Here is a 21,982-nt window from a genome sequence, read left to right on the forward strand (position 1 = left end):
TCAACACGAATTGCGCGCCATAATGAGCCAAGTACAAGTTACGCAAGTCAACCAAGCAACACTTCGTATCATACTCGGTCAACTCTATTCCCAGTCTTGGCACCGATGCCGACCGAGCGGTATATCCAGTGCTGATGTCTGCCTAGTTCAGTTCTATGGCACACACTGTGGAGACAATACCGATATGGTTTCCATCTTTATCCTACAATACTGGCAACTGTAGGTTAGCAAGAAATCACATGTGTAATTAAACGTGTAATTGAAAAACAAAACAGCCATCTGGCATCAAGAATAAATTACTGTTAATCAATGAGTTAGCGGCAAGATTCAAACTCGCGACTCTTAGCCTGGGAAGCAGTTGGGTTGAATCCAATGGCGGATTGAGGAATAAACGCATTTAACTACTTTGCCCCCTATGCTGTCCCCTAATACATAAAAAACCCCCTCTATGCTATAATAAAGGGGGTTTTGCGTACCGGAGACGGGACTCGAACCCGTAAGCCCGTGAAGGCAAGGGATTTTAAGTCCCTCGTGTATACCATTCCACCACTCCGGCGGGCTTGGCGAATGCCAAAACTACTTTAAAAAATCTGGACTCTGTTTAAACAAAAAACGCTGCCCGAGGACAGCGTTTTTTCGAACTTTTGGAGCGGGAGACGAGGTTCGAACTCGCGACCTCGACCTTGGCAAGGTCGCGCTCTACCAACTGAGCTACTCTCGCTTGAGGTTCAGAACAAGTGGCCTTGTGCTGAATGGTGCGACAAAGGTAGGGGCATTTTTTGGAGAAGCAAGTACCAAGTGTAGAAATATTCACGCCAAGGTTCTTTCTACTTCATTTTCAGGCCGAAAAATTTAACCTTTTCCTAACGTCAGCTTCAGCTCGTTCAGCTTCATCAGTGCCTCGATGGGCGTGAGCGTGTTCACATCAAGGTGCTGCAGCAACTCGCGGATGCGCTCCAGCGCCGGGTCGCTCGGCTCAAAGATGCTGAGCTGAGCGCGCGGCGCGGTGGCCACGGCCGCCGTGGTGCGGGGCTGCGGCGTGGCGGGCTGCCGGGGCGGCGGCACGGCAAGGCCGGTTCGCCCGTTGCCGGATTCGATGCCGGCCAGCACGTCATCAAACTCGGTGGCTGCATTGTTGTCAGCCCCCGCGCTGGTGCGCTCCACCTCGAGGTGGTGCATGATTTCGTTGGCCCGCAGCACCACCGAGGTGGGCATGCCGGCCAGCCGGGCCACATGGATGCCGAAGCTGTGCTCGGAGCCGCCGGGCTGCAGCTTGCGCAGGAACAGCACGCGGCCGTCGGCCTCCTTCACGGCCACGTTGTAGTTGCGCACGCGGGCGCAGTCGTCGGCCAACTGGTTAAGCTCATGGTAGTGGGTGGCGAAGAGGGTTTTGGCCTTGGCTTTGGGGTAGTTGTGCAGGTGCTCCACAATGGCCCAGGCAATGCTGATGCCGTCGTAGGTACTGGTACCGCGCCCGATTTCGTCCATCAGCACGAGGCTGCGGTCGGAGAGGTTGTTCAGGATGGAAGCGGTTTCGGTCATCTCCACCATGAAGGTACTTTCGCCCTTGCTCAGGTTATCGGAGGCGCCTACGCGGGTAAAAATCTTGTCGATGATGCCCACGGTGGCCGCGTCGGCGGGCACGAAGGAGCCGATTTGGGCCAGCAGCACGATGAGGGCCGTCTGGCGCAATAACGCGGACTTGCCAGCCATGTTGGGCCCGGTTATCACCACAATCTGCTGCTCGTCCTGGTCGAGGCAGATGTCGTTGGGGATGTAGCTTTCACCGGGCGGCAGTTGGCGCTCGATGACGGGGTGGCGGCCGGCTTTAATATCGAGCAGAGTACCGTCGTTCACCACGGGCTGTACGTAGCGCTGCTGCCGCGCCGTGAGGGCGAAGCTGGCCAGACAGTCCGTGACGCCAATGGCACGGGCGTTCTGCTGAATCTGGGGCACGAAATCGAGCGCCGCCAGCACGAGGTCGTTGTAGATTTTCTGCTCGATGACGAACAGCTTTTCCTCGGCGTTGAGAATTTTCTCCTCGTAGGTTTTCAGCTCCTCGGTCACGTAGCGCTCGGCGTTCACCAGCGTCTGCTTGCGAATCCACTCGGCCGGCACCTTGTCTTTGTGCGCGTTGGTGACTTCAAGGTAGTAACCAAACACCTTGTTGTAAGCCACTTTCAGCGACGAAATACCCGTGTTGCGCTGCTCCCGCTGCTGCAGTTGTAGCAGGAAATCCTTGCCCGAAAAAGCCAGCGCCCGCAACTCATCCAACTCGGCATCGACGCCGCTGTTCAGCACACCGCCCTGGTTGGTGAGGATGGGCGCGTCGGGCTTGATTTTGGTGAGGATTTCCTGGCGCAGGGTGGCGCAGGGATTGAGCTGGTCGGCCAGCTTTACCAGCGCCTTCACGCCAGAGGCGACCAGCCGCTCGCGCATGGGCGCCACGGCTTCGAGGGCGCGGGCTAGCTGCAGCAGCTCGCGCGGGTTCACACGGCGCACGGCTACTTTGGAAATCAGGCGCTCCAGGTCGTTTATCTGGCGCAAGTGCTGGGTGAGGTCGCCCAGCAATTCCTCATCGTCTACTAGGGCGGCCACGGTATCGAGGCGGCGCTGAATCTGGCTTACTTCCTTGAGGGGCAGCACTATCCACTTGCGCAGCAGGCGGGCGCCCATCGGCGTCAATGTCTGGTCGAGCACATCGATGAGGGGAACGCCGCCGGGGTGCTGGGCCTGCACCAGCTCTAGGTTGCGCACCGTGAAGCGGTCGAGCCACACGTACTTGTCCTCCTCCAGCCGGCCCAGGCTGGCGATGTGCTGGATGTCGGTGTGCTTGGTTTCGGCCAAGTAGTGCAGAATGCAGCCAGCCGCGATGACGCCTTCCTTCAGGTTATCGACGCCGAAGCCCTTGAGTGAGGTGGTGCGGAAGTGGCGCGTGAGGGTGTCGTGGGCGTAGTCGGCCCCGAAAACCCAGTCATCGAGCGCATACGTGCAGTAGTCGGGGCCGAAATGCAGTTCGAAATCCGAGCGGCTTTTCTTGCAGAACAGCACCTCAGCGGGGCTGAAATTCTGCATCAGCTTGCCCAAGTAATCGAGCGTGCCCTGGGCGGCCAGAAACTCGCCGGTGCTGATGTCGAGGAAAGAAATACCAGCTTCCTGCTTGCCGAAATGAATGGCGGCGAGGTAGTTATTCGAGCGGCGTTCGAGCACGTTGTCGTGCATGCTCACGCCGGGCGTCACCAGCTCGGTGATGCCGCGCTTGACGAGGCCCTTGGCTTCCTTGGGGTTTTCGAGCTGGTCGCAGATGGCCACGCGCTGGCCGGCGCGCACCAGCTTGGGCAGGTAGTTGTCGAGCGAGTGGTGCGGGAAACCGGCCAGAGCTACTTCGCTGCTGCTGCCCGCGCCGCGCTTGGTGAGCGTGATGTCGAGAATGCGGGCGGCCGTGACGGCATCCTCCCCGAAGGTTTCGTAAAAATCGCCCACCCGGAACAGGAGCACCGCGCCCGGGTGCTGCTGCTTGAGCTGGTAGTACTGCTTCATCAGCGGCGTTTCACTCACGGCCGGAATGGGCACGGTGAAGTGGTCGGGGCCGACGGACTTGATGACGAATTCTTTTTTGGGTGCAGGCAAGGCAACGGCGCGCGACCTTTGCAGGCCGCAGCATTTTGAAGTGAACAAGGAAAAGGCAATGGCTTCCGCAGCTGCGGACGCGGCCTGACGAAACACATCAAACCAGCGGGCCACGCTATTTTAAACCGACAAAGCGAACCGCAAAGTTCGCGCTATTTCGATGCGAAAACTCACAATGGCCGAGCTGAATCGGGCCTCGGTGGACGATTTCAAAAGTACGCCCAAAAGCCCCGTGGTTTTGGTGCTCGACAACGTGCGCAGCATGCACAACGTGGGCGCCATTTTTCGCACGGCCGACGCCTTTGCGCTTGAAAAAATATACCTCTGCGGCTACACGCCGCGCCCGCCCCACCGCGAAATCACTAAAACGGCGCTGGGCAGCGAAGAATCCATGGCTTGGGAATATGCCGCCGAAACCACGACCGCCGTGGCCTCCCTCAAAGCTGCCGGTTACCAAATAGCTGCCGTGGAGCAAACCACCGGCAGCGTACTCCTGCCGCAGTTTCGGCCCGAAGCTGGCCGGCCGCTGGCGCTGGTGCTGGGCAACGAGGTGTTCGGCGTAGAAGATGCCGTGCTCGCTCTGTGCGACATGGCTGTGGAGATTCCGCAGTTCGGCACCAAGCACTCGCTGAATGTGGGCGTAGCGGCCGGCGTGGTACTCTGGGATGCGCTGGTGAAACTGGGCGTGGTGTAAGTGCTGCCAAAACCATTGGCGTGCTGGCTCGTTTTCGGGCCATGCCCTCTCCCACCCCATCCGTCCGCCCCGACGACGCCCTGCGGGCTCTGCGCCCCCAAGTACCTGCCGAAACCACCGACGCCGAAGGCACCGTGGGCGCCTTCCTTCACGCCACGCTGCGCCCGGTGCTCAAGCTGCAAAACGACCTGCTACTTGCCGTAGTGGCCGATTTTGTGCGCGACCACCACATCAGCCTGCGGCCCACCGACCAGCATCACCAGCTCAGCGAACTATTAACCCGCAACACCAAGCTGCGCTACACCGTGGTGGGTCTGGTCAGCGGCCAGTTCACTGCTGACGAGTATGCCTTCTACCGCCAGCACCGCGCCGAACTGAACCGCCGACTGCTGGAAATGGCCCTGCGCCGTGTGCTCGACCAGGCAGACTCGGTGGTGGCTTTGGTCGGTTAGCGACTTCGCCGCAGAAGGCGCAAAAAGGGAGCGGAGGAATCGCAAAACGTTCTGCAATTCCTCCGCTCCCTTTTTGCGCCTTCTGCGGCGAAATTCTAGTCGTACTGCGAATCGCGCAGGTGCACGGGCTTGGTTTTCTTGCGCAGGCGCAGGTTCAGCATTTCCACCGTCAGCGAGAAGGCCATGGCGAAGTAGAGGTAGCCTTTTTCGATTTCCTTGTGGGCGGCTTCCATCACCAGCATGAAACCAATCATGATGAGGAAGGACAGGGCCAGCATCTTGATGGTGGGGTTGTTGTTCACAAAGTTGGCCACCACCCCGCTGAAGCTTAGCATGATGCCCATGGCGCAAATTACGGCCGCAATCATCACCAGCACGTTGTCGACCAAACCCACGGCCGTGAGAATGGAGTCGAAGCTGAACACGATGTCAATCACCACGATTTGCAGGATGATGCTCATCATCGATGCGCCCTTGCCGCCCATGGTTTCTTCCTCTTCCTCGCCCTGCAGCTTGGTGTGAATCTCGGTGGTGCTCTTGTACATCAGGAACAGGCCACCGGCCAGCAGAATCAGGTCGCGCCCGGTCACGCCAAACGGCTGGTCAAGCCACGGGAAATCGGGTAGGTTGAACAGCGGGTTGCGCAGGCTCACAATCCAGGAAATACTCAGCAGCAGGCCTATGCGAAACAGCAGCGCCAGCAGCAGGCCAATGGTGCGGCCGCGCGCCTGTTGTTCTTTCGGCAGGCGGTTGACGACGATGGAAATGAAGATGATGTTGTCAATCCCCAGCACGATTTCCATAAACGTGAGGGTGAGCAAGCTAACCCAGGTAGCAGGGTGGGCAAAAGCCGAAAAATCGTACATTATGGTGGGAAGAAGGGGCAGGGTATACGGTATAAGGCAAATGGGCTGGAGTGAGAACGGACGCCACTGTCCCCTATTCCCTTGCCCATTTTTCTTATTCCCTTTTTTCTAGGATTTCATGTTCACGAATTGCAGCGGCAGGCCGATGTCGGCCTTGCGGAGCACGGCAATGGCCGCCTGCAAGTCGTCGATTTTCTTGGACGTCACGCGCACTTGGTCGTCCTGCATCTGGGCTTCCACCTTCACCTTGGCGTCTTTGATGGCCTTGATGATTTTGCGGCCGAATTCTTTGTCCACCCCAGCGCGCACCTTGATGGTTTTCTTGATGAGCTGGCCGCTGGGCTGCTCATCGGCCGTGAAGTCGAGGCTGGTGCCGTCAATGCCCTGCTTCACCACGCGGCCGAGCAGAATGTCTTCCAGGGCCTTGATGCGCATGGAGTTTTCCGACGACAGCAGAATGGTGTTTTCCTTTTTGTTGAGCTCGATGCCGCCCTTGGTGTCGCGCAGGTCGTAGCGGGTTGCGAGTTCTTTAATGGCCGTGTTTACCGCGTTTTCGAGGGTTTGCGGGTCAACTTTGCTCACGATGTCGAAAGATGCCATGGCGGGATGGGATGTAGTTTTGAGAAGATAAACCGGGGCTGGCCGGGCCGTAAAGGTAACAAGCCGCATCGGCCCTGCTTGCGCCCGCACTTCACGTTTCCCTCATGAACCCAACTGCCGCCGTTCACGCGCCCCGCACGCCCGCCGAGTGGGCCGCCTACTACCAGCTGCGCTACGCCGTGCTGCGCCAGCCCTGGCAGCAGCCCCCCGGCTCCGAGCGCGTGCCGGCCGACGACGAGCCCGGCACCATCCACGCCCTGCTGCTGGCCGAAACCGCCGGCCCGCCGGCCGCGCTGGCCGTGGGCATGCTTCAGCCCACCGGCAACGGGCAGGGCCAAATCCGCTTCATGGCCGTGGCACCGGCGGCAGCAGGCCAGGGCCTGGGCCAGCGTGTGGTAGCGTATCTGGAAGCGCAGGCGCGGGCGGCAGGCCTGCGCGAAATCGTGCTACACTCCCGCGATAAGGCCGTCGGGTTCTATGAAAAGCTGGGCTATACGGTAGTGGAGCCTTCGCACCTGCTGTTTGGTGAAATCCAGCACTTCCTGATGCGGAAGCAGCTTTAGAACTTCTCGCGGCCGCGCCACAAGTCGAAGTACATCCGAAAATCGCCCAGCAGCGAATACCACGGGTGCTGAAACGTGGCCGGCCGGTTGTGCTCAACGAAGAAGTGACCCACCCAGGCAAAGCCGTAGGCCGCCACCACGCCGGCCGCCAGCCAGTTCCAGTTGCCGGTGCGCAGCAGCAGCGCCAGGCAGATGATGAACAGCGTGGTGCCCACAAAATGCAGCACCCGCGTGCCCCGCCGGCTGTGCTCGCGCAGGTAGCGGGGGTAAAACTCGGCAAACGTGAGCGGCTGCAAGGACATGGTGGAAATCAAGCAAGAAGTGAAACCACGGCTTCTCAACGTTGAAAATGCCGCCTTCAGCAAATGAAGCAATTTTTTCGGCAAACTTGCCAGGGCAATTCCCCCACCGCTATGTCTGACAAAGCTCCACTCATCACCGACCTCGCCACCATGGTGGCCGCCTACAACCAGATGAACCACTACGGCCGCGCCAACGGCATGGCACTGACGGTGAACACGCCTGGCCAGGCAGAATACCGCATGCGCATCCGCGACGAACACCTCTCCTCCCCCAACACCTGCCACGGCGGCGTGCTGGCCGGCCTCATGGACGCCGCCCTGGGTGCGGCCGCCCTCTCGCTGGCCTTCACCAAAATGGAGCTGGTGTCCACCGTCGAGTTCAAGATGAATTACCTGCACGCCGTGCACCTAAATGATGAGCTGGTGGCGTGCGGCACCGTCGACCACAGTGGCAACTCGCTGGTGGTGAGCAGCTGCGTGGTCTACCGCGTGAAAGTGGGCCACGACGACGTGGCCGTGGCGCGCGGCCTGGGCACTTTCAACCGCTACCCGGCCTCCAAGCGCGACTTCGCGCAGCTGCTGATGGGGTAGGAATTATCAGTTAAGACAAAAGAAGCCCGCCAGAATCATCTGGCGGGCTTCTTTTGTCTTAAGTAGGTAGCTGAATTACAGCTCGGCCGTGGCGTGTACACCTACGGGCTCGTACTCGTCGTCGCCGTCGGTCATTTGCGGAGCGGGCACTTTGCGCACGTTGCGGGCGCAGTCCTCGTCGCGGTGGTTGCGGCCCACGGTGAATTCCACCCAGTCGCCTTCGCGCAGGTCGTTGAAATCACCCTCGGTCAGGTCGGCGTAGCTGAAGAACAGGTTGTTCGGGGGCATTACCACGAAGCCAAAGCCGTTTTTCAGGTTCTTGATGGTGCTCATGCCGAGCGTGCCCACGGGGCCGGCGGCGGTGGGGCCGGTGGGGCGGGCCAGCTTGGGCGCGGCAGCCGTGCTAGGCGCAAAAGCAGCCGGCTCGGCCTGGTTCACGAACATGGCTTCCACCACCTCGTCTTGCTGCTGCAGGCCGCGGTCAATCACGTCGTGCATGGCCACGGGGTAAGTCACCTGCTCCAGCAGCTGCTGCGAGGCGCGCGTCACGCGGGTTTCGCCCTTGAAGTCTTCGTATTTGAAGTCCCAGTTCAGCAGCATCACGCGGGTACCCACGGTGTTGAGCTTGCGGATGAGGGGCACGTAGTCGGAATCGCCGGCGATGAGCACGACCACATCGAGGGTTTTGTGCAGGGCCAGTTCGAGGGCTTCGAGGCTCAGCCACACATCGATGCCTTTTTCCTGGAGGCGGCCGTCGCGGGTTTTGAGGGCCATGTAGTGCGTCTGCACGCCCAGGTTCATCAGAATGTCGTCGAGCAGGCGGTCGTGGAACAGGCGGTCCTTGTCGCGGGCTTCGGTGGCCGAGAGGCGGCCGCGGAAAAAGTGGGCATCGGTGATTTGCGCCAGGCGCACATCTACGTCTTCTTCTTCAGCTACTTGGTGGCGAATGTACTCGTGCAGGCCTTCGAGGCTAATGCGGGCCTTGCGCTCGTGCTGGAAATAATAATAGTCGCTAATTTTTAAGAAATAGTTGCCGTCATAAAAGACACCAACCCGAATCAAAGGGCTGTTCATCTGGTTCATGGGATGCGTTAAGTAAAGTTAGAGAAGTGTTTTGAGTGGGACTAAGGGTGTGAATCAAAGTAGAAACGCCGAAGCAACACGCGACGAATCATTCGTCGTCCGCTCCAGCTTTCAGTATAGTTCAGCAGAGAAACCCCGGGAAGGCCGGCCGCGCAAAGGCAGCAGCTTATTGGGATAAAAATTTAGCGTAATTGATTTTTAAAGATGCCGGCTGGCGAAAACGATTGAAAACGCAGAATAATAACACGGTTCAATACTAAATCGACCCTAATTTACCAGCATATCTGCTGCGAAGCTAACGGTATAAGCTGACTTATGCAACAGTGCCTGCAATCAGGCGGATGGCGTTTCTGGCGCCATAGCGCCAGCCAGCAGAGCTGTGCCGGGCTAAAAGCCCATGTGCCCCACTACCAGCCCCAGCACCAGCAGCGCATACCCTACGCAAATGCCTACTTCCAGCACGTTGCCGCTGGCTGAGCCAGTGCTGATAAGCGGAACCTTAAAGGAGTATTCGGAGACGGGTAAAAACCACCGCACGCCCGATTTGGTGAGGGTATCGGCCACCAGATGCGAAGCGTAGCCGGTGCCCGCGTACAGGGCCACGCCGCGCCAGCCGAGGTGCTGGTCGGCGAGGTGGCCGATATAGGTCCAGAGCGCGGTGGCCCAGATGGTGTGCGTCCAGGAGCGGTGCGCGGTGAAGGGGGCCAGTGCCACGAAAGTGCCCAGCAGGCTCAGCCAGAGCTGCTCGGTGTAGAGGCCAGCCACCACCGTGCCAAGGCCCGTGAACAGCAGCGCCAGCCGCCGCGCCGAGCCGCCCTGCATGCCCACCCCAATCAGCCCAAAGGCCAGCGCCACCGTGTAGTAGAGACGCTGCTGGGCACTGGCCGACAGCTGCAGGTAGGCAAATGCCCCAATAAGCACGCCGGCCCCGACGAAGGCCCAGCGCACGAACTTCTGGGTGAAGCCGAGGCGCTTGCTGAGGCGGCTTTCGGGGTGGTCGAGGTCGGGGGCGAGGCTGGAAAAGCCAGCCAGCGCAATGCCGGCCAATGAAAACGGAATGCCCGGGGCCAGCCCGGCCACGGCCACGCCAGTGATGAGGCCGATGGCCAGGTGGGAAGAGCCGCGCATAGAAGTGCAAAAAGATAGGTAGGAACGCGCCCTGGCGCGTTCGGCGCCAGGGCGCGATAAGGAAACTGGCTGCAATTTGGCGCCGTGCTGGCGTAATACAGCCATGATGCGGGCCATATCTGACGCAGGCCATGCGCATTTCAACGATTGAACGCGCCGTGGCGCGTTCCTACGGGCAGGCCCGGAAACCTTCGCCACCTTTGCCGTGTATTTACCCCGCTGCCCGACCGGATTTTTATCTGGCCGGGCTACTTCATTTGCCCTGTCTTAGCCCGATTTCTTGTGCAAGTAGCTGATTTTCTTCGCCTCTATCGCCTTTCCCCCGAACTGCAGGTGCTGGCCTCCCGCCTGCGCGGCGTAGCCAAGCCCGACCCTGGCAGCCTGCGCCTGCACCTGCGCGGCCTGGTGGGCAGCCAGGATGCCGTGGTGGCGGCAGCCGTGGCGCACGCCCAGCACCCGCACGTGTTCATTATGCACGACAAGGACGAAGCGGCGTATTTCCTGTCCGATTTGCAGCACTTGCTGCCCGAAGGACCGGAGGTGCTGCTATTTCCCAGCTCGTATAAGCGTCCCTATCAGTTTGATGAGACGGAGAATGCAAATGTGCTGATGCGTGCCGAGGCGCTGAACCGCATCAACACCACGCGGGCGGCCAGCACGAGCAACAGCGTGTTTATCGTGACGTATCCGGAAGCGCTGACGGAGAAGGTAATTAACCGACAAAGCTTGGTTAAAAACACGTTCAATGCCAAAGTGGGCGACAAGCTGGACGTGAATTTCCTAGGCGAATTGCTGGGCGAATACGATTTTGAGAAGACGGATTTTGTGTACGAGGCCGGGCAATATGCGGTGCGCGGTGGCATTGTGGACGTATTCAGCTACGCCAATGAATTGCCGTTTCGCCTCGAATTATTCGGCGATGAAATTGAGAGCATTCGGACGTTTAATCCGGAGACGCAATTGTCGGTGGACCCGCGGCCGAGCATCAGCATTATCCCGAACGTGCAAACCAAAATGCTGACCGAAACCCGGGAGGCATTCTTCGAATTTCTGCCCCGCACGGCCTGTATCTGGGTGAAAGACGTACGCCAGACCCTGGATGTGGTGACGGAATTATTCGAAAAAGCCGAAGCCAATTTTCAGCAGATGCTGAGCGAAAGCGGCGGCATGCAAATCGTGAGCAAGCCCGGCGATTTATTTGAATCGGGCAAGAACTTTAAGAAGGTGCTGGATGAATTTGCGGTAGTTGAATTTGGCAAGCGCTTTCACTTCAAAAACGCCGAGACGTTCCAATTCACCGCCAAGCCGCAGCCGAGTTTCAACAAGGAATTCGAGCGCATGGTGAAAAATATCAAGGAAAACCAGCTGCGGAATTTTGTCACGATAATTACCGCCGATACTGTGCGACAAGCCGACCGGCTGCGCACGATATTCGATGAATTAGACAACAACGTGCAATTTCAGCATTTGCTATTGGCGCTGCGCGAAGGCTATGTGGATGAGCAGCTTGAGTTGGCAGTTTACACCGACCACCAGCTATTTGAGCGATACTACCGGGCGCAGGAAGCGCGGAAATTCTCGAAGAAAAAAGCGCTGACGTTGCGCGAATTAAAAACGCTGCAACCCGGTGATTACGTGACGCACCAGGATTATGGAATTGCGCGTTTTGCGGGGCTGACGCAGGTGGAGATAAACGGGCAGATTCAGGAAGCAATTCGGCTGGTTTACCGCGACGATGACTTGCTGACGGTCAGCATTCACTCGCTGCACAAGATTGCCAAGTATAGCGGCGCGGAAGGCGCGCCGCCCACGATGAGCAAGCTGGGCTCGCCGGAGTGGGAGAACAAGAAGAAGTCGGTGAAGAAGAAGGTGAAGGACATTGCGGCCGACCTGATTCGCCTGTACGCCAAGCGCAAGACGGCGCCTGGCTTTGCGTTTTCGGTGGATGGTTTCTTGCAGGCTGAGCTGGAATCGAGCTTCCTGTACGAGGATACGCCCGACCAGGCCAAGGCTACGGAGGACGTGAAAAACGACATGCAACAGCCCCACCCCATGGACCGGTTGGTGTGCGGCGACGTGGGCTTTGGCAAGACCGAAGTGGCCATTCGGGCCGCCTTCAAGGCGGTGGCCGATGGCAAGCAGGCAGCTGTGCTGGTGCCTACTACCATTCTGGCCATGCAGCACTACAAAACCTTCCGCGACCGGCTGGCCACGCTGCCGGTAACGGTGGAATACATCAACCGCTTCAAATCAACCAAGCAGATTAAGGAGACGCTGCAGCGCGTGGCGGAGGGCAAAACCGATATTCTCATTGGCACGCACCGGCTTACCAATAAGGACATTAAGTTCAAGGACCTCGGCATTCTCATTATCGACGAAGAGCAGAAATTCGGCGTTAAGACCAAGGACAAGCTCAAGGAATTGAAGGTGAACGTGGACACGCTCACGCTCTCGGCCACGCCCATTCCGCGCACGCTGCACTTCTCGCTGATGGGCGCGCGCGACTTGAGCGTGATTGCCACGCCGCCGCCCAACCGCCAGCCGGTGAATACGGAGCTGCACGTGTATGACGAGCTTTTGATTCGGGACGCGGTTTCGCGGGAGCTGAAGCGCGGCGGGCAGGTATTTTTCGTGCACAACCGCGTGAAGGACATTGAGGAAATGGCCGGCACGATTCTGCGGCTGGTACCGGATGCCAAAATCACCTTCGCCCACGGGCAGATGGACGGCGAGATGCTGGAAAAGCGCATGATGAAATTCGTGGAAGGCGAGTACGACGTGCTGGTGAGCACCAACATCATCGAATCGGGCCTCGACATTCCCAACGCCAACACCATTATTATCAACCGCGCCCACCTGGCCGGCCTTTCAGATTTGCACCAGATGCGCGGCCGCGTGGGTCGTTCCAACCGCAAAGCTTACTGCTACTTGCTGACGCCGCCAGTGGCGCAGCTGCCGGCCGATGCCCGCAAGCGCCTGAGCACACTGGAGGAGTTTTCGGACCTCGGCGCGGGCTTCAACGTGGCCATGCGCGACCTGGATATTCGCGGCGCGGGCAACCTGCTGGGCGGCGAGCAGTCGGGCTTCATCAACGACCTGGGCTACGAAACCTACCACCAGATTCTGGACGAGGCGGTGACGGAGCTCAAGGAAACGGAATTCCGTGATTTGTTTTTGGGCGATGCGAATTCGCAGCAGCGGTTGCAGGCGGCGGCTGGCGCGGGCCGCGTGCAGGAATGCAACGTGGAAACGGACCAGCAGGTGCTCATCCCGGAGAAGTACGTGAGCAACGTATCGGAGCGCCTGCAGCTTTACGCCAAGCTCGACCGCGCCCAGAAGCCGGAGGAGCTACGCAAGCTGCTGGCCAGCATGGTGGACCGTTTCGGGCCGATGCCGCCCGAAGTGGAGCAGTTGGCCGATATCGTGCGGCTGCGCTGGCAGGCCTGCAAGGTGGGATTCCACAAAATCACGCTCAAGCGCGACACGCTGAAAGGCTACCTTGCGGCCGACGACGACCACAAGGCTTACTTCCAGGGCGAGCAGTTCGGCACCATCCTCAACTACGTGCAGACGCACCCGCGCACCGCCAAGCTGAAGGAACACAAGGAACAGCTGATTGTGACGTTTGAGGAAGTGCGGTCCATTCAGCAGGCCAAGCGCGTGCTGAGCGAGCTGGGCAGCGAGGAGGCGGTGACGGCTTAATTTGACGGCATGAAATCTCTGTTTTTCGGACTGCTGCTCGGGTTATTGCCGTACCTGGCCGCCGCCCAGACCACGCCACAGAACCTGCGCCTGAAGCACGAGCTGGACAGTATTTACGCCGTGGACCAGAAGTGGCGCAGCCTGTTGTTTGACCCGCACCGGCGGCCCCGGCCCGACTCGCTGGCCCGCGCTTTGGGCGTGACGCGCGAGAGCCTGCCCACCTACCTCCCGCGCCAGATGATGCGGACGGATTCGGCCAACCAGGTGCGCGTGAAGCAGATTCTGAAACAATACGGCTACCCCGGCAAGACGCTGGTGGGCGAGCCCACGAACGAGGCCGCGTGGTACGTTATTCAGCATTCCGATGCCATTGACCAGTACCTGCCGCTCGTCAAAAAGGCGGCTGGCAAGGGCGAATTACCGTTTTACCTCTACGCCCAGATGCTGGACCGCCAGCTCATGCGCACCGGCAAGGCGCAGCTATACGGCACGCAGGCGTTCGGCTACAGCGTGCTGAACCCCCAAACCGGCCGGCGTGAGGCCCAGCCGCCCTTCGTGTGGCCCATTCGGGACGCGGCCGGGGTGAACGAGCGGCGGAAAAAGGCCGGCTTCCCGACCACCGTGGAGCAGAATGCCGCTAATTTGGGTATTCAGTACCGTGTGTTGACGTTGAAGGACGTCGAGAAAATGCCCAAATAGAACCCGCTTATGACCATTCGCTGGCACTGCCTGCCCTTCGAAGCCCTTCCAAGCCTGATTCTCTACGACCTGTTGCGCCTGCGCTCCGAGGTGTTTGTGGTGGAGCAAAACTGCGCTTTTCAAGACATTGACCGGCTAGACATGGACGCCCACCACCTGCTGGGCTACAACGAGGCCGGCGAACTGGCCGCCTACGCCCGGCTGTTCGACGCGGGCAAGAGCGGCGAGCTGGCCAGCATCGGCCGCGTGATTGTGGCGCAGCCCTTCCGGCAGTACGGCCTGGGCCGCGAGCTGATGCGCCAGGCGCTGGCTTTCTCCGATGCATTGTTTGGCCCGCAGGCTAACAAAATCGGGGCTCAGCAGCACCTGGAGAATTTCTACAATAGCTTTGGCTATGAGCAGTGTGGACCGATGTACGTGGAGGACGGCATTCCGCACATCCCAATGTTGCGGCCTGCATAGCCAAATCATCCGAATCTGCGTATTTCGCACTCCGTCGTTTTTTATTTCCTGCTGCCTTCCATTCTGAGCTATGCCCGCCCTCGCTCCGGACCTGATATCCGTCTTTAGTGCCCTGCCCAGCGCCTGCGTACTGCTATCCCCCGAACTCATAATTGAGGCCGCCAGCGACAGCTTCGTCGCCATATCCAACCAGTCGCGCGCCGACATTGTGGGGCGGGCGCTGGCCGATGTTTTTCCCGACAATCCCAACGACCCGGTGGCCCATTCCGTGGCCGATGTGCGGGCCGCGCTGCAGCAGGTGGTGGCGAGCGGCCAGCCCAACGAGTTGCCCGCGCAACTCTACGCCCTGGCCGACCCTGAACACCCCGGCCAGTTCATCGAGCACTACTGGCAGGCCCGCCACACGCCGGTGCTCGACGAGCAGGGCCGCGTGACGCACCTCATCCAAACCGTGGTCAACATCACGGCCGAAACCCAGGCTGCCGCACAGCTGCACGATGCCCAGGTGCGTGAGAAGGCCGCCCGCGACGCCGCCGACTGGCAGCGCGGCGAGCTGGCCCGCATTTTCGAGCAGGCCCCGGTGGCCATTGCTACCTACCGCGGCCCCAATTTTGTGATTGAGCTGGCCAACCCGCTGGTGCTGGAGCTCTGGGACCGCACGCCGGCGCAGGCCATTGGCACGCCGCTGTTTGAGCTGCTGCCCGAAATCACCGGCCAGGGCTTCGACGACCTGCTGAACCACGTGATGGCCACCGGCGAAAACCACGTGGCCAAGGAAATGCTTTCCACCATCGTGCGCAACGGCCAGCCCGAATCCGTATACTGGGATTTCGTGTACCTGCCCCTGCGCGAAGACGACGGCACCATCACGGGGGCTATGGTGGTGGCCACCGAAGTGAGCGCGCAGGTGCAGGCGCGCCAGCAAATCCAGGACCTTAACGACCAGCTGGCGGCCGTGAACCGCGCCCTGCACGAAAGCAACGCCGAGCTGCTGGCCAACCAGGAAGAAGTGCTGAAAGTGCAGCAGCTGCTCGAAGGCAACGTGGCCGAGCGCACCCGCCAGCTCGAAAGCGCCCTGACCGAGGCCGAGCAGCACCGCACGGCCCTGACCCAGCAGCAAGGCCTGCTGAGCCAGATTCTGGGCCAGGTGCCGGCCGGCATTGCCACCCTTATCGGGCCAGAACACCGGTTTTCGTTCGTCAATGAGCACTACCAGGCGCTGTCGGGCAGCCGGGCACAACTGGGGCTGACGGCGGCCGAAGTCTTTCCCGAAGCTGTGGAACAAGGCTTCATTGGCCTGCTCGACCAGGTATACACCACGGGCCAACCCTTCCAGGGGCGCGACATGCCCATCGTTCTTACCGACCCCGCCACCGGCCAGCAGATAAACCGTCACCTCGATTTCAGCTACCAACCCCTGCTCAGCGACCAGGGCCAGACTTTGGGCATTCTGGCTTTTATCGTCGATGTGACGGATAAAGCCCTGGCTCAGCAACAGGCCGAAGCTTTGCAAGCGCAGCTACGTGGCGGGACCCAGCCAATTCATTAACCATGAAAAAGCCTCAGCAACAGTTGCTGAGGCTTTTTTGTCAGATGTGTTACAGGCTCTTTCTGCTACACCGCGCACCCTTCGGGGCCGCAGGCATCGCCATCGGCCACCACGGTAAGGGCTGGCTTGGCGGGCTTAAACTCCTCATAAACTTTTTCTAGCACCTCAGCAAATAGCTCGCTGGGCTGCGCGCCAGATACCGCGTATTTATCCTCAAATACGAAAAAGGGCACGCCGCGCACCCCGATTTGCTGGGCCTGATATTCATCGAGGCGCACCGCATTGGCGTAGGTACCAGCAGTGAGGGCTTCGCGGCTCTCGGTAGCGTCGAGGCCCACTTCGGTGCCAAGTTTCACCAACGTATCGAGGTCGCCGATGTTCTGGCCCTCGAGGTAGTAAGCGGCCATCAGGCGCTCTTTGGTAGCGTCTTGCCGGCCGTGGTGGGCACCGAGGTGAATGAGCTGGTGCGCCAGAAAGGTATTGGCCGGAATGGCTTTGTCGAACTGGTAATTCAGACCTACTTCTTTGGCGGCGTTGGTCATGTAGTCGTTCATGCGGCGGCCTTCCTCCACCGAAACGCCCTTTTTCTTGGCCAAGGACTCGTGGATGCTTTCGCCGGGAATGGGCTCGAAGTCGGGGGTGAGCTGGAAGCTGTGCCACACAACTTCTACTTCGTCGCGGTGCGGAAAGCCCTTCAGGGCGTTTTCAAACTTGCGCTTGCCGATGTAGCAGAACGGGCACACCACATCGGACCAGATTTCAACCTTCATATCGTTGGGGATTTTTTGCAAGGAGATACGTAAGGAATTAGAAGAAGCTGACGGGACGAAAAGTTTCGAGGGAGAAGAACAGTTGGATTAGCCCGTCATGCTGAGCGAAGTAGAAGCATCTCTACCGCAGTAGTAAACCTGATTACTTGTGCAGTAGAGAGGCTTCGACTTCGCTCAGCATGACCGTTCTTTTCACCCAGCAGTATTTATAGTCACAACCTTCGCCCCCAAAGCCCGGTTAACGACCCCGGCCCCAACGCGGTCAATTTCCATTCAACCCGACCACCACTACTCATGGAATATCAAAAATTAGGCTCCTCCGACGTTTCTGTTTCGCGCATCACCTTTGGCAGCTGGGCCGCCGGCGGCTGGATGTGGGGCGGCACCGAGCAAAACGACGCCGTGGGCGCCATCCGCGCCAGCTACGAGCTGGGCGTGACCAGCATCGACACCGCGCCCATCTACGGCATGGGCTTCAGCGAGCAGATTGTGGGCGAGGCCATTAAGAGCCTGCCCCGCGACAAGGTGCAGATTCTGACCAAATTCGGCATGCGCTGGGACCTGGCGAAAGGTGATTTCGCCATGAAAACCAAGGACAACAACGGCCACGACCTCGACGTGTACAAATACGCCGGCCGCGACAGCATCATCAAGGAATGCGAGGACAGCCTGCGCCGCCTCGGCACCGATTACATCGACCTTTACCAGCAACACTGGCCCGACGTGACCACTCCGATTGATGAGACGATGGAGGCCGTGAGCCGGCTCATCGAGCAGGGCAAAGTGCGCGCCGCCGGCGTGAGCAACTACTCGGTGGCTCAGATGCAGGAAGCCGAAAAGACACTTAGCATTGCCTCTAATCAGGTGCCGTACAGCATGGTGCGGCGCGACATCGAGGCCGACGTGGTGCCATACTGCCTCGAAAACAACAAGGCTGTTCTGGTCTACAGCCCTTTGCAGCTGGGCCTGCTGACCGGCAAGATGAAGCCCGGTCAGGAGTTCGGCGAAGGCGACCTGCGCCGGGGCCATCGTCTCTTCACCCCCGAAAACGTGAAACGGGTGAACAGCATACTGAACAAAATCCGCCCGCTGGCCGAAACCAAAAATGCCACCCTCGGCCAGCTCGTGCTGCGCTGGACGCTGGCGCAGCCCGGCATCTCGGTGGCGCTGGTGGGCGCCCGCAACCCCGAACAGGCCGTGCAGAATGCCCGCGCCATGGACTTCCAGCTCACATTTGAAGAAGTGGACTTCATCAATAAGCAGTTGCGTGAATTGAAGGAGCCCGCGGCTTAACCGATGCTATCCTTGCCCATCTTGAAAGGCGCTGCTCTTACGGGCAGCGCCTTTTCACTTTTTTTGTGGTCATTGATTCCTCCTTTCCATCATTATGGCTAATTCTATTTCTTTCCGGGCCGTGCTGGAGCCGGGCGGCCCCAGCTTCATGCCCACTCAAACCATTGTGGTGCCGGCCGAAGTGCTCGAAGCCCTCGGCGGCAAGGCGGCCAAGCGCGTCATCGTCGGCATTCGCGGGCAAGCGCTGCGGCTGGGACTGCTGCCGCTGGAAGGCGGCGGGCGCTACCTCATGCTGAACAAGGACGTGTGCAAAGCCGTGGGAATTGAGCTGGGCCAGGAACTGGAAATCAGCATCGGACCGGACCCGAACCCCGACCACGTGGACCTGCCCGACGAACTGGCCGAAGCCCTTGCCGCCTGGCCCGAAGCCGAAACGGCCTTCAACAACTACAGCGGGGCGCACCGCCGCGCCATGGCCCGGGTGGTGGCTGAAGCCAAGCAGCCCGCCACCCGGGCCCGCCGCGCCGTAACGCTGGTCGAGCGACTGGGTCGCGGGCTGCATCCATTTCGGGGCGACTGAGTGGGGCGCCTAGCGCTTCTCGATGCGCTGCACTGCGCTGCCCACCTTCAGCACGTATAGCCCGGCGGGAATGCCGGCCAGCGAAACCTCCTGCAGCTGTCCGCCCGTCAGGGTTTCGTGGCGCAGCAGCTGGCCCGTCAGGCTCAGCAGGCGCACCTCGCAGGGCGCGGCCGCCACGGCGGTCAGGTCGAGGGTGAGGCGGTCGGTGGCGGGGTTCGGGTAGAGGCTGATGGACTCGTAGCTGGCCTTCCGGCTCACGGTTATGACCGGCGAGTATTCGGCGCTGCCATCCAAATCAACCTGCCGCAGGCGGTAATAGCTCAGGCCGGCCAGGGGCGTGGCGTCGGTGGTGGCGTAGGCAGTGGCGGTGGTCGAATTGCCCTGGGCCGCCACATCGCGCACGGCGCTGAACCCCTCGCCGGTGGCGCTGCGCTCTACCACAAACTTGGCGCTGTTGCGCTCCGAGGCCGTATTCCAGCGCAGTTGCACCTTGCCATTCTCCGCTTCAGCCGTGAACGAAGTGAGCTCGACGGGCAGTGGCCGCAGCGAACAGAAAGTAGTGCTGCCCCCCACGCTCCCCGTTTGCGCGTCGAACCCGATGGCATTGCCGGAATCGCAGAAATCGAGCCGGCCCACCACGCCGAAAGCGCCTGCATTGGACGAATAGCCGGAAGTTGTGAAGCTGCCCCGATACGGCGCGGCCGGGCCCGTCATTTTTCCACTGCCCATATTTGAGAAGTTGGCAGTGGTCGAAACCACGCCGGCATTGCTCACGGTGCCGTAGTTCACGAGCTGGCCCGTCACCCGGAACGTGGCCCCGCGGCTGTTGGTCAGCAGCGAGTTGGCGCTGATGTCGCCCATGCCCTGCGTCAGGGTCATATCGCCGCTGTTGGTGATGGTGGTGTTATTGCCCATGCCCAGGGCGCGGTCGAGCGTAGCGGTAGCGCCCGCGTTGTTAACGAAGCTATTGGGACCGGTGCCGGGGAAGTTGAAGCCCCGCGTCCAGGTCGCGTTGTTATTGATGGCCAGGGCCGTGCCGGGGTTGAGATTCGCTGTCCAGCTGCCGCTGAAGTGGTTGATGGTCAGGCTACCGGTATAGTTCAGGTCAGAAGCCGTCCAGTTGCCTCGATTGTTGATGATAGTGGTGCCGGTGGGCGTGAAATAAGCCGTCCAGTTGCCGTCGTTGTTGATGGTGCCACTGGAAAGGTCGTTAATCTGACTGCTCCAGTTAGCATAGTTATTGATAACGATGCCGCTGGCTGCAAAGCGGTTGCCCACGTATCCGGTCCAGGTGGCATTGCTCACCGTGGTGCTGCCGTTGTTGATAGTAGTTGGGGCGTTAAGCGTAATATTTTGAGACGAGACATCGCCCAGGTTGGTTATCACTGTGCCGAGCACGCCACTTTTCACTATCAACGCCCCGGTTATGTCGCCCCCGTTGTTAGTGATAGTCGTGTTGTTGCCATCAACGGTTATCGTGCCTTCATACTTCACGTTGAATCGAATGGAAAGGGATTCGCCGGCTTTCAGGCTGAAGTCAGTTTTTTTAGCCGAGTTGCCCACGTCATACGTCTGAGCCTGAGCTGCACCGGCCATTGCCAGTAGCACTACCCCGATGTGCCCGCAACGACGGGCGCCCGTCATAAAAGAGCCTAAGCGGAAACCAAGTAAAGTCTGCATCATAAAGCCAAAAGAAAGATTGAAAAACCCTATTCAGTCCAAAATTAGGCACAAGTATTATTTATAATTGCATCAAGAATTTGTTTGAAATATTAAATACAATTCAATCATGCCAACTATTCTATATACCTCGATAGTGCTCGAAAAAATCATAAAAAAAAGCCCCTGCGAATGCAGGAGCTTTTAGAGTAAGGTTATGATTCCCTTTGCGTTTAGTCCTTGAGCACGATGCTAACCACCTTGCCGGGCTCGCTCACGGTGAACTTGCATTCGTCGAAACCGGGCGCGGCCACGGTGGGGCGCACGTTGTTGGAGAAAGCATAAGGCTCGGTGGGAATGCCGAGGAAGTTTTTATCGATTTTGTCGTTGTTGTTCAGGTCCTGGGTGATGGCCACGGCCCACTCGCCCTTTGGCAAGTCGACGGGCAGCGTGAACTCACTCTTGCCCATAGGCTTTACCGATTTGAAGAAAGCCCATTTGCCGCTTTTCAGAAAGCCTTCGCGGGTATTGTAGAAATACAGCCGGACAGCGGCTGTGGTGGATACCAGCGACGAAACGACCACCGTGACGGAGGAGGTCTCGGCGGGCGGCGGGGCGGGCACTGCGGCTCCCAACAGGCGGCTGCCAATCAACAACGAGCAAAGCGATAACACGTTCATAAGCGAATGAATTGACTGGTGACGAATGGAGGACGATGCGAACCCAACGCCCCTGCTTACGCAAAGGGTTCGATAACAACCGATTTCGCCCAGTTAAATCGTCTATTCACCGAGATTATGCGGCCTTGTGCAGCAATACCAGTCACCTCGTTCGTTTTCCGGTTACTATTGTGTTCCCACGCTTGCTTACCATCCCAATGACTGTCCGCCGCCTTTTCCCCCTGGCTTTGCTGATGACCTTCGCGCTGGCCAGCTGCGAAAAAGAAGAGACTGCCCTGCCCGCTCAGCCCGCCGCGCTGCTACAAAGCCGCTGGCAGCTGACGCAGATTGACAATTTTCCGGTAACGGCGTCCAGCTACTCTGAAACCGGCAAATCCTACCTCGAATTTGTGGAGCTGGGCACCTGCACCGTGGGCCTGGGGCCGTGCAATAATTTCAGCGGGCGCTACAGCCTGGCGGGTGGCGGGCAGGAGCTGCGCATCACGCCCCAGATTGCGACCCGCGCCGCCTGCCCCGTGCAGGACCTGGAAACGCGCTACCTCGATAACCTGGCCCTGACCAGCCGCTACGAAATCAGCGGCGACGAGCTGCGGCTGTACGATGCCACCGCGCCCGCGCCGCGCCTGCTGTTTCGGCGCACGGCGCCGTGAGGCGGGCAACCCCGGACCGGTAAAGTAGG

Annotated in this window: 20 protein-coding genes and 2 tRNA genes; 11 read left to right on the forward strand and 11 right to left on the reverse strand. The window is 59.6% G+C overall.

What is annotated here, in order from left to right:
- Positions 1 to 473: 473 nt before the first annotated feature.
- The 3 genes from I7X13_RS14395 to mutS form a co-directional block, all read right to left on the reverse strand.
- Positions 474 to 556: transfer RNA gene (locus I7X13_RS14395), tRNA-Leu, on the reverse strand.
- Between the two features lie 89 nt (positions 557 to 645).
- Positions 646 to 721, reverse strand: a tRNA-Gly gene (locus I7X13_RS14400).
- Between the two features lie 131 nt (positions 722 to 852).
- The gene (gene mutS / locus I7X13_RS14405; RefSeq protein WP_198076074.1) at positions 853 to 3,540 is read right to left on the reverse strand and encodes a DNA mismatch repair protein MutS; all 2,688 of its coding nucleotides are present in this window, start codon (positions 3,538 to 3,540) and stop codon (positions 853 to 855) included.
- 250 nt (positions 3,541 to 3,790) lie between these two features.
- On the opposite strand from mutS, the gene I7X13_RS14410 reads away from it, so the two are divergent.
- Both I7X13_RS14410 and I7X13_RS14415 read left to right on the forward strand, forming a co-directional pair.
- Entirely contained in the window at positions 3,791 to 4,324 is a 534-nt protein-coding gene (locus I7X13_RS14410; RefSeq protein ID WP_198076030.1) for an RNA methyltransferase, read from the forward strand.
- A gap of 41 nt (positions 4,325 to 4,365) precedes the next feature.
- Positions 4,366 to 4,776, forward strand: a complete 411-nt coding sequence (locus I7X13_RS14415) for a hypothetical protein (RefSeq protein WP_198076031.1) — start codon at positions 4,366 to 4,368, stop codon at positions 4,774 to 4,776.
- 95 nt (positions 4,777 to 4,871) lie between these two features.
- Here I7X13_RS14415 and I7X13_RS14420 read toward each other — a convergent pair whose 3' ends face one another.
- A complete protein-coding gene (locus tag I7X13_RS14420) occupies positions 4,872 to 5,642 on the reverse strand; it encodes a TerC family protein (RefSeq protein ID WP_198069170.1) in 771 nt (256 codons plus the stop codon).
- Between the two features lie 108 nt (positions 5,643 to 5,750).
- Positions 5,751 to 6,242: a YajQ family cyclic di-GMP-binding protein gene (locus I7X13_RS14425; RefSeq protein WP_198069171.1), complete on the reverse strand. Its 492-nt coding sequence runs from the start codon at positions 6,240 to 6,242 to the stop codon at positions 5,751 to 5,753.
- A gap of 104 nt (positions 6,243 to 6,346) precedes the next feature.
- Between I7X13_RS14425 and I7X13_RS14430 the strand changes: the two genes are divergently transcribed.
- The gene (locus I7X13_RS14430; protein WP_198069172.1) at positions 6,347 to 6,805 is read left to right on the forward strand and encodes a GNAT family N-acetyltransferase; all 459 of its coding nucleotides are present in this window, start codon (positions 6,347 to 6,349) and stop codon (positions 6,803 to 6,805) included.
- Here the strand turns inward: I7X13_RS14430 and I7X13_RS14435 are convergent.
- Entirely contained in the window at positions 6,802 to 7,107 is a 306-nt protein-coding gene (locus I7X13_RS14435; protein ID WP_198069173.1) for a DUF962 domain-containing protein, read from the reverse strand. The two genes, I7X13_RS14430 and I7X13_RS14435, sit on opposite strands and share 4 nt — an antisense overlap.
- Before the next feature lie 111 nt (positions 7,108 to 7,218).
- On the opposite strand from I7X13_RS14435, the gene I7X13_RS14440 reads away from it, so the two are divergent.
- Positions 7,219 to 7,698, forward strand: coding sequence for a PaaI family thioesterase (locus I7X13_RS14440; protein WP_198076032.1), 480 nt, complete (start codon positions 7,219 to 7,221; stop codon positions 7,696 to 7,698).
- A 75-nt stretch (positions 7,699 to 7,773) separates the two neighbouring features.
- Here I7X13_RS14440 and I7X13_RS14445 read toward each other — a convergent pair whose 3' ends face one another.
- Entirely contained in the window at positions 7,774 to 8,781 is a 1,008-nt protein-coding gene (locus I7X13_RS14445; RefSeq protein WP_198069175.1) for an NYN domain-containing protein, read from the reverse strand.
- A 387-nt stretch (positions 8,782 to 9,168) separates the two neighbouring features.
- Positions 9,169 to 9,909 (reverse strand): metal-dependent hydrolase, encoded by a 741-nt coding sequence (locus tag I7X13_RS14450; RefSeq protein ID WP_198069176.1) that lies wholly within the window; start codon positions 9,907 to 9,909, stop codon positions 9,169 to 9,171.
- A gap of 282 nt (positions 9,910 to 10,191) precedes the next feature.
- Here I7X13_RS14450 and mfd point away from each other — a divergent pair, with 282 nt between their 5' ends.
- The 4 genes from mfd to I7X13_RS14470 all read left to right on the forward strand — a co-directional run bounded on the left by mfd (position 10,192) and on the right by I7X13_RS14470 (position 16,321).
- Positions 10,192 to 13,611: a transcription-repair coupling factor gene (mfd, locus tag I7X13_RS14455; protein ID WP_198076033.1), complete on the forward strand. Its 3,420-nt coding sequence runs from the start codon at positions 10,192 to 10,194 to the stop codon at positions 13,609 to 13,611.
- 9 nt (positions 13,612 to 13,620) lie between these two features.
- Complete coding sequence (locus I7X13_RS14460; RefSeq protein ID WP_198076034.1) at positions 13,621 to 14,310, forward strand: DUF6624 domain-containing protein; 690 nt, start codon at positions 13,621 to 13,623, stop codon at positions 14,308 to 14,310.
- Positions 14,311 to 14,319: 9 nt separating this feature from the next.
- Positions 14,320 to 14,772: a GNAT family N-acetyltransferase gene (locus I7X13_RS14465; protein ID WP_198069179.1), complete on the forward strand. Its 453-nt coding sequence runs from the start codon at positions 14,320 to 14,322 to the stop codon at positions 14,770 to 14,772.
- A 70-nt stretch (positions 14,773 to 14,842) separates the two neighbouring features.
- Positions 14,843 to 16,321, forward strand: a complete 1,479-nt coding sequence (locus tag I7X13_RS14470) for a PAS domain-containing protein (protein WP_198076035.1) — start codon at positions 14,843 to 14,845, stop codon at positions 16,319 to 16,321.
- 65 nt (positions 16,322 to 16,386) lie between these two features.
- On the opposite strand, the gene I7X13_RS14475 is transcribed toward I7X13_RS14470, so the two are convergent.
- Positions 16,387 to 17,091, reverse strand: a complete 705-nt coding sequence (locus tag I7X13_RS14475) for a DsbA family oxidoreductase (protein WP_198069181.1) — start codon at positions 17,089 to 17,091, stop codon at positions 16,387 to 16,389.
- A 294-nt stretch (positions 17,092 to 17,385) separates the two neighbouring features.
- Here I7X13_RS14475 and I7X13_RS14480 point away from each other — a divergent pair, with 294 nt between their 5' ends.
- Positions 17,386 to 18,384 carry an aldo/keto reductase gene (locus I7X13_RS14480; protein WP_198069182.1) on the forward strand — a complete coding sequence of 333 codons (999 nt, stop codon included), beginning with the start codon at positions 17,386 to 17,388 and terminating at the stop codon, positions 18,382 to 18,384.
- Positions 18,385 to 18,478: 94 nt separating this feature from the next.
- Positions 18,479 to 18,964, forward strand: a complete 486-nt coding sequence (locus I7X13_RS14485; protein WP_198076036.1) for a YdeI/OmpD-associated family protein — start codon at positions 18,479 to 18,481, stop codon at positions 18,962 to 18,964.
- A gap of 9 nt (positions 18,965 to 18,973) precedes the next feature.
- Here the strand turns inward: I7X13_RS14485 and I7X13_RS14490 are convergent, their stop codons facing one another.
- Together I7X13_RS14490 and I7X13_RS14495 are read right to left on the reverse strand one after the other, a co-directional pair.
- Positions 18,974 to 20,647 carry a T9SS type A sorting domain-containing protein gene (locus I7X13_RS14490; RefSeq protein WP_198076037.1) on the reverse strand — a complete coding sequence of 558 codons (1,674 nt, stop codon included), beginning with the start codon at positions 20,645 to 20,647 and terminating at the stop codon, positions 18,974 to 18,976.
- 209 nt (positions 20,648 to 20,856) lie between these two features.
- The gene (locus I7X13_RS14495; RefSeq protein WP_198069185.1) at positions 20,857 to 21,303 is read right to left on the reverse strand and encodes a DUF2141 domain-containing protein; all 447 of its coding nucleotides are present in this window, start codon (positions 21,301 to 21,303) and stop codon (positions 20,857 to 20,859) included.
- Positions 21,304 to 21,500: 197 nt separating this feature from the next.
- Between I7X13_RS14495 and I7X13_RS14500 the strand changes: the two genes are divergently transcribed.
- Positions 21,501 to 21,953: an META domain-containing protein gene (locus I7X13_RS14500; RefSeq protein ID WP_198076038.1), complete on the forward strand. Its 453-nt coding sequence runs from the start codon at positions 21,501 to 21,503 to the stop codon at positions 21,951 to 21,953.
- Positions 21,954 to 21,982: the final 29 nt, after the last annotated feature.

The sequence above is a fragment of the Hymenobacter negativus genome (assembly GCF_016056375.1).
GTDB classification, from domain to species: Bacteria; Bacteroidota; Bacteroidia; order Cytophagales; family Hymenobacteraceae; genus Hymenobacter; species Hymenobacter negativus_A.

What these genes read in the sequence shown, in the direction of transcription:
- mutS (WP_198076074.1), bottom strand. Translation starts at nt 3,540, where the DNA reads ATGAAGCAGTACTACCAGCTCAAGCAGCAGCACCCGGGCGCGGTGCTC.
- I7X13_RS14410 (WP_198076030.1), top strand. Translation starts at nt 3,791, where the DNA reads ATGCGAAAACTCACAATGGCCGAGCTGAATCGGGCCTCGGTGGACGAT.
- I7X13_RS14415 (WP_198076031.1), top strand. Translation starts at nt 4,366, where the DNA reads ATGCCCTCTCCCACCCCATCCGTCCGCCCCGACGACGCCCTGCGGGCT.
- I7X13_RS14420 (WP_198069170.1), bottom strand. Translation starts at nt 5,642, where the DNA reads ATGTACGATTTTTCGGCTTTTGCCCACCCTGCTACCTGGGTTAGCTTG.
- I7X13_RS14425 (WP_198069171.1), bottom strand. Translation starts at nt 6,242, where the DNA reads ATGGCATCTTTCGACATCGTGAGCAAAGTTGACCCGCAAACCCTCGAA.
- I7X13_RS14430 (WP_198069172.1), top strand. Translation starts at nt 6,347, where the DNA reads ATGAACCCAACTGCCGCCGTTCACGCGCCCCGCACGCCCGCCGAGTGG.
- I7X13_RS14435 (WP_198069173.1), bottom strand. Translation starts at nt 7,107, where the DNA reads ATGTCCTTGCAGCCGCTCACGTTTGCCGAGTTTTACCCCCGCTACCTG.
- I7X13_RS14440 (WP_198076032.1), top strand. Translation starts at nt 7,219, where the DNA reads ATGTCTGACAAAGCTCCACTCATCACCGACCTCGCCACCATGGTGGCC.
- I7X13_RS14445 (WP_198069175.1), bottom strand. Translation starts at nt 8,781, where the DNA reads ATGAACCAGATGAACAGCCCTTTGATTCGGGTTGGTGTCTTTTATGAC.
- I7X13_RS14450 (WP_198069176.1), bottom strand. Translation starts at nt 9,909, where the DNA reads ATGCGCGGCTCTTCCCACCTGGCCATCGGCCTCATCACTGGCGTGGCC.
- I7X13_RS14460 (WP_198076034.1), top strand. Translation starts at nt 13,621, where the DNA reads ATGAAATCTCTGTTTTTCGGACTGCTGCTCGGGTTATTGCCGTACCTG.
- I7X13_RS14465 (WP_198069179.1), top strand. Translation starts at nt 14,320, where the DNA reads ATGACCATTCGCTGGCACTGCCTGCCCTTCGAAGCCCTTCCAAGCCTG.
- I7X13_RS14470 (WP_198076035.1), top strand. Translation starts at nt 14,843, where the DNA reads ATGCCCGCCCTCGCTCCGGACCTGATATCCGTCTTTAGTGCCCTGCCC.
- I7X13_RS14475 (WP_198069181.1), bottom strand. Translation starts at nt 17,091, where the DNA reads ATGAAGGTTGAAATCTGGTCCGATGTGGTGTGCCCGTTCTGCTACATC.
- I7X13_RS14480 (WP_198069182.1), top strand. Translation starts at nt 17,386, where the DNA reads ATGGAATATCAAAAATTAGGCTCCTCCGACGTTTCTGTTTCGCGCATC.
- I7X13_RS14485 (WP_198076036.1), top strand. Translation starts at nt 18,479, where the DNA reads ATGGCTAATTCTATTTCTTTCCGGGCCGTGCTGGAGCCGGGCGGCCCC.
- I7X13_RS14490 (WP_198076037.1), bottom strand. Translation starts at nt 20,647, where the DNA reads ATGATGCAGACTTTACTTGGTTTCCGCTTAGGCTCTTTTATGACGGGC.
- I7X13_RS14495 (WP_198069185.1), bottom strand. Translation starts at nt 21,303, where the DNA reads ATGAACGTGTTATCGCTTTGCTCGTTGTTGATTGGCAGCCGCCTGTTG.
- I7X13_RS14500 (WP_198076038.1), top strand. Translation starts at nt 21,501, where the DNA reads ATGACTGTCCGCCGCCTTTTCCCCCTGGCTTTGCTGATGACCTTCGCG.